The sequence below is a fragment of the Streptomyces dengpaensis genome (assembly GCF_002946835.1).
Classification (GTDB): Bacteria; Actinomycetota; Actinomycetes; order Streptomycetales; family Streptomycetaceae; genus Streptomyces; species Streptomyces dengpaensis.
Window position 1 is genome coordinate 806,199 of sequence record NZ_CP026652.1, and the last position, 13,944, is coordinate 820,142.

Consider the following 13,944-nt stretch of genomic DNA (forward strand, 5'->3'; position numbering starts at 1 on the left):
CACGCCCCCACTCCCCCGCCCGCGACGCGCCTGGCGCCAACTCCTGACCGCCGTGGTCCTGGCGCTGGCCACCGTCTCCGCACTCGTCTCCGGCACTACCCCGAGCCGCGCCGCGGCGGACTGGACACCCAGACCGGCGCCGATGACCACTCCGTGGACCAACCAGGTCCCGGTCGACAACCCGCTGCCGGACTACCCGCGCCCCCAGCTCACCCGCCCCGACTGGCTCAACCTCAACGGCATCTGGGACTTCGCCGTCACCTCCCGCGACGCCGGCCAGCCCGCGACCTTCGGCGAACAGATCCGCGTACCCTTCGTGCCCGAGTCCGCTCTCTCCGGCATCCAGCGCAAGATCACCCAGAACGACAAACTCTGGTACAAGCGCACCTTCACCGTCCCGTCCGGCTGGAACGGCCGCCGTGTCCAGCTCAACTTCGGTGCCTCCGACTGGGAGACCACGGTCTGGGTCAACGGACAGCAGGCCGGAGCCGTCCACCGGGGCGGCTACGACGACTTCTCGTACGACATCACCCCCCTGCTCAACGGCGGCACCAACACGATCGTCGTCTCCGCGTACGACCCGACCGAGACCGGCGGGCAGGCCATCGGCAAACAGCGCATCCAGGACGTCACCCCGCACCCCGGTCACAGCATCGTCTACACCGCATCCTCGGGGATCTGGCAGACCGTCTGGCTGGAGCCGACGGCCGCCGCCCACATCACCCGGATCGACATGGTCCCGAGCCTCGAGGACAACACCCTGCGCGTGACCGTGCGCGGCGCCGGCGCCGACGGCGCGGCCGTCAAGGTCACCGTCTCCTCCGGCGGCACGCCGGTCGGCAGCGCCACGGGAACGGTCGGCACCGAGTTCCCGGTGCCCGTGCCCGGCGCCCGCCTGTGGACGCCGGAGGATCCCTTTCTGTACGACGTCACGGCCGAACTGACGGGCAGCGCCGGAACCGACAAGGTCGGCAGTTACGCCGGCATGCGCTCCATCGCCGTCAAGGACGTGGGCGGCGTACGCCGGCCGGTCCTCAACGGCCAGTTCGTCTTCCAGACCGGCACTCTGGACCAGGGTTTCTGGCCGGACGGCATCTACACCGCGCCCACCGACGACGCCCTCAAGTACGACCTGCAGAAGCACAAGGACCTCGGCTTCAACATGGTCCGCAAGCACATCAAGGTCGAACCGCAGCGCTGGTTCTACTGGGCGGACCGGCTCGGGCTGCTGGTGTGGCAGGACATGCCCTCCATGGACAGCGGCAAGAGCCCGGACGGCGCGGCCCGCACCCAGTGGGAGAGCGAGTACCGCGCGATCATCGACGAGCACCGCAGTTCGCCCGCACTCATCCTGTGGGTGAACCAGAACGAGGGCTGGGGCCAGTACGACCAGGCCCGCATCGCCGACATGGTCAAGTCCTACGACCCCTCGCGCCTCGTCGACAACATGAGCGGCGTCAACTGCTGTGCCGCGCAGGACGGCGGCAACGGCGACGTGATCGACAACCACAACTACGTCGGGCCCGGCAACACCCCGACGGAGCCGGTCCGCGCCTCGGTGCTCGGCGAGTACGGGGGGCTCGGCTTCCGCGTTTCCGGTCACGAGTGGTACCCGGGCGGCGGGTTCAGTTACGAGGACCAGCCGAGCCTGGCCGCCCTGAACGACCGGCTCGTCGGACTGCTGAACGGCATCCGGGAGAACTCCATGCCCGCGGGCGGCCTGTCGGCCGCCGTCTACACGCAGATCACCGACGTCGAGAACGAGGCCAACGGCCTGCTGACCTACAACCGCCAGGTCGTCAAGGTCGACCAGGCCCGCGTCCGCGCGGCCAACCAGGCGCTCATCGCGGCGTCCCGCACCCTCGGTCCGACGGTGAAGCTGCCGCTGGAGCAGTACGTGTCGATCCGGGTCACCACGCCCGGCTTCACCAACCGCTACATCCGGCACTACGACGGGCTCGGCTTCACCGAGGTGGTGGACTCCGCCAGCAGCGGCCTGCTGAAGCAGGACGCGACATGGAAGGTGAAACCGGGGCTGGCGAACAGGCTCTGCTACTCCTTCGAGTCCCGCAACTACCCGGGTGAATACCTGCGCCATCGCGACTTCCGCGTCCGGCGCGAGGCCGGCGACAACTCCGCGGTGTACAAGGCGGACGCGACGTGGTGCCCGATCCAGGGCAACGGAGGCATCCGGCTGTCGGCGTCCAACTTCCCGGGCCAGTACCTGCGGCACATCAACGCCGAGCTGTGGCTCGCCCAGTCGGGCGGTACGCACACCTGGGACAACCCGGTCAACTTCACCGAGGACACCATCTGGGCGATCGAGGCGCCCTGGGCCCCCTGAGCCGAGCGCCCGCCGGGGTGCGGAAAGGACGGGCACGTCATGTCAGTACGGACTATGCCAGTACGAACCATGCCAGTACGAACCCATCGCATCCTCGGCGGGCTGCTGGCCCTGGCACTCGCCCTGGCCGGGCTGGTCGCCCTGCCCACCCCCTCCCGTGCCGCGACGCCGGTGTGCGCACTGGCCTGCGACACGCTCGACCCCTCCAAGGCAGCGCAGGAGACCTTCCCCGTACCCGACCGGAACATCAACGGCCGGATCCTGCGGCTGCACGTCTCCGACCCCGACGACATGGCCTGGGCCAGCATCGACAACGGTGTGACCGGCGACTCGGTCTGGCTGGACCGCTCCTGGGACCGGGGCGCCACCTGGGAGCCGCTGCTGGGCAAGGCCTCCATCCCCAGCACGTGGACCGGCACGCGCACGCTCATGTACAACATCACCGATCCGGTGGGCCACCGGCGCGGCTGGATCCGCGCCTGCGGCGACGCGGCCGCGGTCACCTGCACCGACTGGGTGTACCCGAAGGTCTGCGACGGTGCGTCCTGCGACGGCGCCGATCCCGCCACCGCGGCCGGCGACGAGCGACCGGTCCCGGCGACGACCCTGTTCGGGCGCACCATCAGCCTGCACATGGACCAGCGGAACGGCACGGCGTGGGGCGTCATCGAGAACGGCGGGGCGGGCGACGAGATCTGGCTCGACCGCTCCTGGGACGGCGGCGCGACCTGGCCCGAGGGCTCTTCGCTCGGCCGCACCAGCGTGCCGTCCGGGGGCACCACCACCAGAACGCTCATGTTCGCCACCCGGGACCCGCGCGGCCTGTTGTACGGCGGCGCGGTCCGCGCCTGTGGGCGCGAGGCCGCCCACCAGGAAGGCAGCTGCACGGCGTGGGCGAGGCCGGCACCGACGCGGGCGCGCGCGGCGGCGGACGCGCTCATGGCCTCGTACCACACCAACGAAGGCTGGTGGCGGAGCAGTTGGTGGAACTCGGCCGTCGCGCTCACCGCGCTGATCGACTTCGCCGATCGCACCGGGCGGCACGACTACGACTGGATCGTCTCCCGAACCTTCGAGCAGAACAACGGCGTCTTCCCCGCGGGCGGGCGCAGTTCGGACCCGGTCGAGGGGCACTTCATCAGCCGCGCCATCGACGACGCGGCCTGGTGGGGCGTGGCCTGGCTGGCGGCGTACGACTCCACGCACGATCGGCGCTACCTGGACGAGGCCGTCACCATCACGGCCTACGTCCACCAGTACTGGGACACGGGCACGTGCGGCGGTGGCGTCTGGTGGAACCGGGAGCGGACGTACAAGAACGCGGTGACCAACGGCCTGTACCTGTGGCTGACGACCGCGCTGCACCAGCGCATCCCCGGCGACACGGTATGGGGCGAGAGGGCGCGCACCGCCGCGAACTGGTACCTGAACAGCGGGATGATCAATTCCGCGGGTCTGGTCAACGACGGCCTCACCGCCGGCTGCGCCAACAACGGCCAGACCGTGTGGAGTTACAACCAGGGCCTTGCCATCGGCGCCTTCACCCAGTTGTGGCGCGGCACCGGCGAGAGCCGCTACCTGGACACCGCCAGGCGCCTCGCCGACGCCGCCCTGGCCTCGCCGCAACTGACGCGCGACGGGGTGCTGACCGAGTCCTGCGACACCGGCACCGCCTCATGCGACGACAACCAGAAACAGTTCAAGGGCATCTTCATGCGGCACCTCGACGACCTCGCGAACGCCATCGGATCGGCCGCCTACCGGGCGTACATCACGAAACAGGCTGACTCGATCTGGGGCACCGACCGGGACTCCCTGAACCGGCTCGGCCAGCGCTGGGCGGGCACCAGGCCGAACCAGACGGACTGGCGCACCCAGGCGAGCGCCCTCGAAGCACTCACCGCGGCGCAGTGAAGCCACGGACGGTCGCGGCCGGGCCGCCGATTGTTGCGCGCGGATGAAAATCCCCGCACGGTGCCCGGCCTGCCGTCACCTCGCTGACCTGCTGACGTGATCACCGCACCCGAGAAGACGGCCGCCAGGCCCGCGCACCATCGTGGCGTTCGGGCACACACGCCGGCTCTACGAGTTGCTGCGCGAGCGGGGCGACAACTTCTACCACTGGATGACATCGATGTCCGACGTCGGTGCCCGCGACTACGACCCCAGCCTCAGCTCCTTCGAATAGATCCGAGTAGAAAGGCACTTCGCGGCGTGAGACGCACCCGCATGCTCCTCACCGCCCTGGCCGGCACCCTGCTCGCCGCCCTGCTTCCCGCGCACCTCGCGACGGCGGCCCCCGCGCCCGAATCCCCCGCCGGCGTACGGCAGTCGGCGACGTACCGGAACCCGGTCACCGCCGACACCGTCGACACCTTCCCCGACCCGGCGCTCCTCCGCGGCAAGGACGGTAACTGGTACGCCTACGGCACGCAGAACCCCGTCTTCCAGAGCAAGGGCGAGACCGGCGAGCGGATGCTGCCCATCCTCAAGTCGGCCGACATGACGCACTGGGAGTACGCCGGGGAGGTCTTCACCCCGGCCACCCAGCCCGCCTGGCACAACGGCTCCCGCCTGTGGGCTCCCGACATCCGCTACACGAACGGGATCTACACGCTCTACTACTCCGTCCCCGGCAAGGACACGGTCGGCGTGGCCACCGCCCCCACACCCACAGGGCCGTGGACCGACCGGGGCGCCGTGCTGCCCACGCCGAGCGGCTGCGCCACCGGCAACATCGACCAGGCCCAGTTCACCGACGTCGGCGGTCAGCCGTACCTGTACTGGGGCAGCTACGACACGATCTGCGTGGCGAAGATGAACGGTGACCGCACCCGCATCGAGGGCCCGGTCACCGAAGTCGCCCAGGGCCGCCGTATGGAGGGCGCGTTCGTCGTGCGGCGCGGCGGCTTCTACTACCTCTTCTACTCGGACGCCGGCTGCTGCGACGGTGCCTTCAGCGGCTACCAGGTCAAGGTCGGCCGCGCCACCAGCCCCACCGGCCCCTTCCGGGACGACGAGGGCGTGGACCTGATGGCTCCCACCAGCAAGGGCGGCATCGTCGTCGGCGCCGGAAGCGGCTGGGCCGGACCGGGGCACAACGCCCTGCAGACCGACCTGTCAGGGCAGGACTGGCTCGTCTACCACGGCATCCCCGCCACCGACCCGGACCTGGACCGCTTCCCCGGCCTGGACCGCCAGCTCTCCCGGCGGCCGATGCTCATCGACCGGCTCGACTGGATCGACGGCTGGCCCGTGGTACGCGCGGGCGCCGGCCCCTCCGAGGGTGTCCAGCGCGCCCCGGTCACCACCTGGGCCGTCGGCAGCACCTTCAACGGCGGCTCCCTGTCCGGCTGGAGAGCGGAAGGCTCGGGCACGGACGGCTGGGTGCCCGCGACCGAGCAGGACCCGGGCGGGTTCGTCACCCACACGGGCAGTGCCACCGGCCCCGCCTACCTGGTCTCGGAGAGCAAGGCCCCCGCGCGGCTGCGCGCCGAGGCCGACCTGCGCGTCACCTCGGCCAGCGGCGCGGCAGGCCTGCTCGTCGGCTACGTCGACCCGGACAACTACGTCGTCGCCTGGCTGGACAAGGACCGGAACGCACTCGTCACCGATGTACGGGTGAACGGCGTCAGCGCGGGAGAGCGGGTGTCGGCACTGCCCTCCGGCTACCAGTGGAGCGCCTGGCGCAACGTCGCCGTCGAGGTCCGCGGTACGCACCTCACCGTCGAGGTCAGCGCCGACCGGCTGCGCGACGCCGTGGCCACGCAGGAGCGCACCCTGCCCGCCGCTGCCGCCCGGGCGGGCAAGGCCGGCATCGCCACCCGCGGCACCGGCGCGGCCGCGGACAACGTAGGGGCGGCGCAGCTCTACACCCCGGTCACCTCCCGAGTGCCCGATCCACAGCCGGGCGCACGGCTGCCCGCCTACAGCGACGACTTCGACGGCTCGGCCCTCTCCCCCGCCTGGTCCTGGGTCCGCGGCCCGGCGTCCGGGACGAGTGTCGGCGCCGGCGCGCTGTCCTGGCCGACCCAGAGCGCCGAGCTCTATCTCGGCAACAACACCGCGTCCGTGCTGACCCGGCCCGCGCCACAGGGCGACTACGTCGTGGAGACGAAGCTCCGGTTCGCTCCCGGAACCTCCAACCAGCAGGCGGGACTTGTGCTGTACGGGAACGACGACCAGTACCTCAAACTGGTCCACGCCGTGCTGCCGGTGAGCCATCACCCCGGGGCCGTCACGCACGTCACCGAGTTCGCGAGGGAGGGCGCGCGGCCGACCACGAGTCCGCCGCTTCCGGTGGCGTACGGACCGATGTTCGGCGGGCCGACCGCCGACACCCTTTGGCTGCGGTTGTCCTGCCACCGCGACGGCACGTCCGGCGCCCACGAGGTGCGCGCGGCGACGAGCACGGACGGGTCGCACTGGGCCTGGACGGGGGCCTGGACCCTGCCGGACGAAGGTCCCCTCAGGATCGGCCTCGTCTCACTGAACACCGCGGGGGCGACCGCGCACTTCGACTACGTGCATACGTATCGCGTCCGCTAGAGGCCTGCGGCGAGGGGCTGTCCGGCCGACAGGCCTGACAGCCCCTCCGGCTCATGCGGTGGCGCCGTGTCTACTGCGCCATGACGAGTCCGTCCTGGGCCGCGCCCCGGCTCAGGACGACGTCCCGGATACGGTCGCGTACGCCGCCGCCGGCCCGGGCACCCTGGTCCAGGGCGGGGTTGAGCGTGATGACGCGACCGGCGTCGAGGTCCAAGGTCTGGGGAAGGAACTCGGCCTTGGTCACCTCCCAGCGCCCGCCCCCCTGCGCGGGCGGCGCGAAGGTGAACCGCGCGATGGTGCTCGCGCTGCCGCGCGGGTCGCCCACACCCTGGTGGTCGACCATCTCGCCCGAGATCTGGTCACCCAGGCCATAGACGACCCAGGTGCCGTTGACCTTCTCGTACGCCTGCGGGATGTGCGTGCGCGTGCCGAGGATCAGGTCGATGTCGGGCCGCCCGTTCGTGTGCGAGGCGGTCAGCTGCTCGCTCAGCTGCAGCTGCTGCTCGTCCGGCTCCTCCTGCCATTCCGTGCCCCAGTGCAGGGATACGACGACCACGTCGGCGCCCGCTCCCCGGGCGGCCTTCGCGTCGGCGACGATCCTGTCGGGGTCGATCGGGTTGACCGCCCAGAGCTGCTCGGGCGGAAGCGGAATGCCGTTCGTGTCGTAGGTGTACGCGAGATGCGCGACCTTGGCCCCTCCCGCGTTCATCATGGTCACGCTCGTCGCCTCCTCCTCCGTGCGTGCCGATCCCGCGTGGCGCACACCCGCGGAGTCCAGGGCGTCCAGGGTGCGCTGAATGCCGGCGGCGCCGTCGTCGAGGGCGTGGTTCGAGGCGGTGGAGCAGCTGTCGTACCCCGTCGCCGCGAGCCCCTCGGCCACCTCCGGCGGGGTCATGAAGGCCGGGAAGCCGGTGTCGTCGCCGGCGCCGTACACCATCCCCACGTGGCAGATCGCCAGGTCGGCGCCGGACACGACGGGTTGGACTCCCGCGAGCATCGGCCGGAAGTCGTACCCGTTGCCTCCCGCGTCGGCGTTCGCCCGCTCGATGAGCGAGCCGTGCGGCAACACGTCGCCGGAGGCGACGAGGGTGAAACCGGATGCCGGGGCGGGGGCCGCCGGGTACCCGCTCTGCTGCGCCGGCATGGCTGTCGGCATCGGCATCTGCGTCGGCATCCCCTTGGGCACAGGTGCCGGTGCCGCGGTCGGCGGCTTCTGGGCCTGGCAGCCCGCGGTCGCCGCGATGAGGACAGCCGCGAGGGCCACGGTGGTCTGTCGCCGACGTGTGGTCATCAGCCTCGCCCCAATCGCGGTCGTATATGCATATGAATCAACAAGAATCCACATGAAAGGGCCGCTACGAGTCAAGGAACAACGTCATGATTTAGCCCGTCCGGCTTCGAGGAGGAGCCCTTCAGGGCGACACGAGGTCCAAGGGCTCGCCCCCGAACAGGGTCCGAGCGCAGCACCCGACGGCGGAGGTCCCCTCCCCCGATTGACCGTTCATCGCACCGCTCACCGACAGCTTCGACCGCCCACCGCAGACCCGTGCCCTGGCCCTGTCCCCGCGGAGCGGCACCCGCTGGCATACAGGCCATGACGGCCGGAACCACCACCTTCACGCACGGGACGACCGCCGAGCACGAGCTGGCCGCGTTGCAGCGCGAGCACGGCCGGCCCCTCTTCGCGCTGCTGCTGCGGCTCTGTGACGGCGACCGGCAGCGCGCCGAGGATCTGGTGCAGGAGACGTTCGTACGCGCCTGGCAGCACCCCGAGGCGCTGCGTGCCGACGACTTCGACTCGGTACGCCCCTGGCTGCTCACCGTGGGACGGCGGCTCGCGATCGACGCGCGGCGGGCCCGCCGGGCGCGCCCCGCGGAGGTCGGCGACGCGGTGCTGGACAGTGCGAGCGTCTGCGCCGATCACGCCGAGCGGTCCGCGGCGACGCTCGACGTGCGGGAGGCTGTGAAGACTCTCACTCCCGAGCACCGTGAAGTCCTGGTGCTGGTGTACTTCCAAGGGGCGAGCGTGGCGGAGGCCGCCGCTGCGCTCGGCATACCGCCCGGTACCGTGAAGTCTCGCGCGTACTACGCGCTGCGCGCCCTGCGCCGAGTTCTTCCGGGATACGCGGCCGACCTGCGGTGAAACCGAAGGCCGAGTCAAACCTCCGTAAAGCGCCTTGCTGAGGACCATGGTTGAGCAATCAGCTTGCCTCATCCGTGTTCCGGTTGGGGCCCGGGACGGGCATCGCGCACGTGAACCGGAGGAGGGCAGAAAGGGATGCTGCACAGAGGTCAAGAGAGCACGGACGGCACCGGCGGTGAGGAACTCACCGTCCCCATGGCCTGGTTGTACGCCGAGTACATCGCCGACGAACTGCTGCGGACCGGCGACCTGATGCCGCCCACGTCCTTCGAGTTCCGCGCCGGGCGCGACGCGCTGGCGCTGACCATCTTCCTTGCCGACAGCGGTGGCGAGCTCTCCGGCATCCGGGTCGTCTCGCAGCTGGAGACCTGGCTTTCGCTGACGGCGTACGACCAGCCGTGGCAGGACTGGGTGCGCGAGCACATGGCGCGGCTTGCGACCGAGGCCGCCGAGTCCAGTGCTCCCGCTCCGGACCTGGCGCTGGCGTCGGCGGCCTGGCGCTGGCTGGAGGAGACCGAGCTGCTCGCCCCCGACCTGGACGCGGTGCCCGGTGGCGGCCCGGTCCCGGGCGACGACGACGGCCCGAAGGTGTGGACGCCGGCGTGGCGCCTCGGGCTGCCGCTGGGGCATCTGGCGATCCATCTCTTCTGACAGCCACATCTGACCGCCTCTCCTGGCCTCCTCTCCCGGCCGCTTCCTCTGACCTCCACTCTTGACCGCCTCCTGAGACCTGCACCCCTGACCTGGTCCTCCGGCCACGAGCTGCGATGGCCACGAGGGCCGGCGGGATGTCCGAGCAAATTTTCTGGGCCCGCACCAATCCGCGGGCCCGCTCGCTCCGAATGTCTTGGTCGCGATTCCGGGCGGGTCTTGAGTGATTCGTCGGTCTGGTGCGTACCGGTGGGCAACAGCAGCACCACCCCCACCCCGCACCATCGCGACGAGGATTCGGTTTCGGTATGAGGTCCCTGGAACGGCATCATGGCGTCGGCGCCTACGCGCTCGGCGTGCTGGACGAGGCGGACGCCTTCCGCTTCGAGGACCACCTCATGGAGTGCCCTCGGTGCACGGCGCAGGTGACTGAGTTCCGTTCCGCCACACGGCAGTTGATGCTCTACCGACGGGCCACACCGCGCTCCGTGCACCCCTTCGCCGCCCCCGGACCCCGGCTTCTCGAACGGCTGCTCGGCGAGGTGGCGAAACGGAATCGGGCCGGGCGCAGGCGCCGGCTGTACGCGGTGGCGGCCTCCGTGGTGCTCGCCGCGGGCGGGCCCGCGATCGCGATCGTCACCGAGCACGGGCCCGGGTCGACACAGGTCGCCGCGACGGACGCGAGGACCGGCGTGTGGGCCCAGGTCACGACTCAGGACCGGGACTGGGGCAGCGAGATCGACGTCGAGGTCAAGGACGCCGGGGGTCCGCGGAGCTGTGAGCTCGTGGTCTTCGGCAAGGACGGCTCCGAGCAGACGGTGACCAGCTGGCTCGTGCACGCGCACGACGGAGAGATGACCAGACTGGAGGGCGGCGCCGCGCTCCCGTCCAAGGAGATCAGCCGCTTCGTGGTGCGCACGGTGGACGGCAAGCACCTGGTGACGCTCCAGCCCCGCTGATCACCGGCGACGCTCACGTCCACCGATCACCGGCGACGCTCAGTCCCACTGGCCCCTGGCAACGCTCAGTCCCACTGACCCCTGGCGACGCCCAAGTCCCGCTGATCAACGGCTCTTTCTGGCCCTCGCCTGTCAGCGGCCGCTACTTGAGCAGCCGGGACATCCTGCGGTCCGCGAGCGGTTTGCCGCCGGTCTGGCAGGTCGGGCAGTACTGCAGCGTGGAGTCGCTGAAGGAGACCTCGCGGATGGTGTCGCCGCACACCGGGCAGGGCTCGCCCGTCCTGCCGTGCACCCGCAGTCCGCTCTTCTTCTCCGCCTTCAGACGTCCGGCGGCCAGACCGTGGGAGCGCTCGACGGCCTCGGTGAGGGTCGAACGCAGGGCCTCGTACAGACGCCGTATCTCCTCGGGTGTCAGCGAGGCGGCGAGCTTGAAGGGGGACATCTTGGCCGCGTGCAGGATCTCGTCGCTGTACGCGTTCCCGACGCCCGCGATCAGGCTCTGGTCGCGCAGCGCGCCCTTAAGTTGGCGCCGCTCGCCCTCCAGCAGTTTCGCGAACCGCGTCTCGTCGAAGTCATCGGCAAGCGGGTCGGGGCCGAGGCGGGCCACGCCGGGGATCTCCGCGGGGTCCCGCACGACGTACACCGCGAGCCGCTTCTGGGTGCCGGCCTCGGTGAGGTCGAAACCCTCACCGGTCGCCAGCGCGACGCGCAGCGCGAGCGGGCCCTTGCCGGGGCGCGGCGGTCCGTCGGGCAGCGTGTCCCTCCAGTGCAGCCAGCCCGCGCGGGCCAGGTGCGTCACGAAGTGCGGGCCGTCCGTCTCGATGTCGAGGAACTTGCCATACCGGTGCACGGCCGTGACCTCGCGTCCCTCCAGGGCGGTGACGGGCGGGTCGTACGTCTTGAGGACACTGATGGCGACGGGCAGCACGCGCACGACCTCACGGCCGACGAGATGGTCGGCCAGGAAGTCCTTGAGCGCTTCGACCTCGGGCAGTTCCGGCATACGTCCAGAGTGCCATCCGGCAGCGACAACAGCAGGCGCCCTGCCGGAGCGGTCGATCGCGTACGGGGATGGTCAGTCCTGCGTACGGGGATGGTCAGTCCTGCGTACGGGAATGCTCGGTCCTGCGTACGGGGATGCCCGGTCCTGCGTTGGTCAGTCCTCTTCCGGGACGATGAACTCGCACCACACGCATTTGCCGCCGCCGCGGGCCTCCACGCCCCACACGTCGGTCAGCCGGTCGACGAGGAGCAGGCCGCGGCCGGAGACGCCGGACTCGCCGGCCTCCCGGCGGCGCGGCAGGGCGCTGGAGCAGTCCTCGACCTCGGCGCGCAGCCTGCGATCAGAGCCGGCGAGGACGCGCAGGGTGACGATGGCGGAGCCCTCGGTGTGCAGCAGGGCGTTGGTGATCAGTTCGTCGGCGATCAGCTCGATCTCGTCGGCGCGCTCGTCGGCGCCCCAGGCCTGCACCGCGGCGCGGATCAGGTGACGTGCCTCGGTGAGCGCCTCGGGATCGCCGGCGGCGACATGCTGCTGAAGCCGTCCGCCGGACCGCTGGTCGGTGAGACCGCGGCGGCGCAGAAGCAGCAGGGCGACATCGTCGTCGCCGCCCCGCTCCTCGGCCACGTCGATGAGCCGGTCGGCGAGGTCGCGGACGTCGTCCGGGCCGGAGCTGACCAGCCCCCGCAGGGTGCGCATGGCGTCGTCGAGGTCGATGCCGGGCTGCTCGACCAGGCCGTCGGTGTACAGCAGGAGGGTGTGCCCGGGGTCGAGTTCGATGCTGGTGACCGGATATTCGAGGCACCCGAACTCGGCGGACAGGCCGAGCGGAAGCCCCCCGTCGAGGGGCAGCCTGCGGCAGCTGCCGTCGGTGTGCCGCACCAGGGGGTCGATATGGCCGGCCCGGACCAGCTGGACCACTCCGGTGGACAGGTCGGCCTCTGCGTACAGGCAGGTCGCGAAGCGCTCGGTGTCGAGTTCGTGGAGGAAGACCGAGGCGCGGGCCATCACGGTGGCCGGGGTGTGGCCCTCGGCGGCGTAGGCGCGCAGCACGATGCGCAGCTGGCCCATGACGGCCGCCGCGTGGGTGTCGTGGCCCTGGACGTCACCGATGACGGCGCCGACGCGGCCGCCGGGCAGCGGGATCAGGTCGTACCAGTCGCCGCCGATATCCCGGCCGAGGGAGGCGGAGCGGTAGCGGACGGCGATGTCGGCGCCGGGCACGCTGGGGATGGAGCGCGGCAGCATGGCCTGCTGCAGGCCCTGGGCGAGGTCCTTCTCCTGCTCGTAGAACATGGCGCGCTGCAGACTCTGGGCGATGCTGCTGCCGAGCGCGACGAGGACGTTGCGCTCCTCCGGGGTGAAGCCGCGCCGGTCGTTGTAGAGCAGGCCCATGGCACCGATGGGGCGGGCCTGCACGATGAGCGGGAGATACGCGGCCGACGTGATCCCGAGGTCGGTGATGTGCGGCCACAGCAGCGGATACGACGCGGCGAAGTCCTCCGGCGACTCGATGAAGCGCGGGGCGAGGGTGCGCACGACCTCGCTCATCGGGTACTGCTCGTCGATGCGTGTGACCAGGGTGCCGGGTACGAAGCTGCCCTCGGGCCCCTCCGCGACCAGCCGGATCCGGGCGGCCTCCACCAGGCCCATGACCAGGCTCGTCGCGCCGAGGTGGGTGAGGCCCTGGGAGTCCTTGAGGACGTCGATGACGTCCTGGACGGTGCGGGCGTGCGCGAGCGCGGCCGTGGTGATCTGCACGACGTTCGTCTGCTGGCGCCTGGCCTCGTCCTGTTCGTCCTGCTCTAGGCGCGCCGCGTCCTCCGCCAGTTCCTGGGTGGCGTCGCGGACGATGCCGATGATCCGGCGTGGTCTGCCGGTCTCGTCACGGCGGATGCAGCCCTGGGTGTGGGTCCACCGCAGGGAACCGTCGCGGCAGCGGACGCGGAAGTAGGCGCCGTAGTTCTCGCTGCCGTCCTTGAGGGCCTGGGCGACCAGGGTGTCGAGGCGGATGCCCTCGCTCCGGGGGACACGCAGGGACAGGGTCTCGGGGTGGCCGTCGTACTCCTCCGGCCTCACGTCGAAGACCTCGTGCGCCTGGGCGTCCATCAGCATCAGACCGGTGTCCAGGTCCCAGGCGAAGCTGCCCATGCGGTTGAGCGCCAGGATCGGATCCGGGTGGGCGGGCCAGTCGTCCGGGAGTGACAGGGCACTCGCTCCCCGATCAACCATGGAGCCACCTTGCCAGGATTTGCCCGAATGTTCGACTTCTGGGGAGCCCGTCTCCGGGCTCCCCGGC

Annotated in this window: 10 protein-coding genes; 7 read left to right on the forward strand and 3 right to left on the reverse strand. The window is 70.9% G+C overall.

Translation table 11 applies throughout. The annotated features are described in order from the left end of the window. The first annotated feature begins 52 nt into the window (after positions 1-52). The 4 genes from C4B68_RS03885 (at position 53) to C4B68_RS03895 (ending at position 6,892) form a co-directional block, all read left to right on the forward strand. Positions 53-2,344: an AbfB domain-containing protein gene (locus C4B68_RS03885; protein ID WP_373682215.1), complete on the forward strand. Its 2,292-nt coding sequence runs from the start codon at positions 53-55 to the stop codon at positions 2,342-2,344. 69 nt (positions 2,345-2,413) lie between these two features. After that, on the forward strand, positions 2,414-4,258 hold the full coding sequence (locus tag C4B68_RS03890) for a glycoside hydrolase family 76 protein (RefSeq protein ID WP_099501522.1): 1,845 nt from the start codon (positions 2,414-2,416) through the stop codon (positions 4,256-4,258). 142 nt (positions 4,259-4,400) lie between these two features. Continuing rightward, positions 4,401-4,532 carry a hypothetical protein gene (locus C4B68_RS44035; protein WP_257217298.1) on the forward strand — a complete coding sequence of 44 codons (132 nt, stop codon included), beginning with the start codon at positions 4,401-4,403 and terminating at the stop codon, positions 4,530-4,532. Between the two features lie 41 nt (positions 4,533-4,573). Further along, positions 4,574-6,892: a family 43 glycosylhydrolase gene (locus tag C4B68_RS03895; RefSeq protein ID WP_099501524.1), complete on the forward strand. Its 2,319-nt coding sequence runs from the start codon at positions 4,574-4,576 to the stop codon at positions 6,890-6,892. Between the two features lie 70 nt (positions 6,893-6,962). On the opposite strand, the gene C4B68_RS03900 is transcribed toward C4B68_RS03895, so the two are convergent. Next, positions 6,963-8,183: a CapA family protein gene (locus tag C4B68_RS03900; RefSeq protein WP_099501525.1), complete on the reverse strand. Its 1,221-nt coding sequence runs from the start codon at positions 8,181-8,183 to the stop codon at positions 6,963-6,965. A 303-nt stretch (positions 8,184-8,486) separates the two neighbouring features. Between C4B68_RS03900 and C4B68_RS03905 the strand changes: the two genes are divergently transcribed. The 3 genes from C4B68_RS03905 to C4B68_RS03915 all read left to right on the forward strand — a co-directional run bounded on the left by C4B68_RS03905 (position 8,487) and on the right by C4B68_RS03915 (position 10,645). Then, complete coding sequence (locus C4B68_RS03905; protein WP_099501527.1) at positions 8,487-9,035, forward strand: sigma-70 family RNA polymerase sigma factor; 549 nt, start codon at positions 8,487-8,489, stop codon at positions 9,033-9,035. A gap of 135 nt (positions 9,036-9,170) precedes the next feature. After that, positions 9,171-9,686 (forward strand): hypothetical protein, encoded by a 516-nt coding sequence (locus C4B68_RS03910; RefSeq protein ID WP_099501529.1) that lies wholly within the window; start codon positions 9,171-9,173, stop codon positions 9,684-9,686. Positions 9,687-9,994: 308 nt separating this feature from the next. Further along, positions 9,995-10,645, forward strand: coding sequence for a zf-HC2 domain-containing protein (locus C4B68_RS03915; protein ID WP_099501531.1), 651 nt, complete (start codon positions 9,995-9,997; stop codon positions 10,643-10,645). A gap of 142 nt (positions 10,646-10,787) precedes the next feature. On the opposite strand, the gene C4B68_RS03920 is transcribed toward C4B68_RS03915, so the two are convergent. Continuing rightward, positions 10,788-11,648, reverse strand: a complete 861-nt coding sequence (locus C4B68_RS03920) for an Fpg/Nei family DNA glycosylase (protein ID WP_099501533.1) — start codon at positions 11,646-11,648, stop codon at positions 10,788-10,790. Positions 11,649-11,801: 153 nt separating this feature from the next. Continuing rightward, positions 11,802-13,877: a SpoIIE family protein phosphatase gene (locus C4B68_RS03925; protein ID WP_099501535.1), complete on the reverse strand. Its 2,076-nt coding sequence runs from the start codon at positions 13,875-13,877 to the stop codon at positions 11,802-11,804. Positions 13,878-13,944 lie beyond the last annotated feature (67 nt).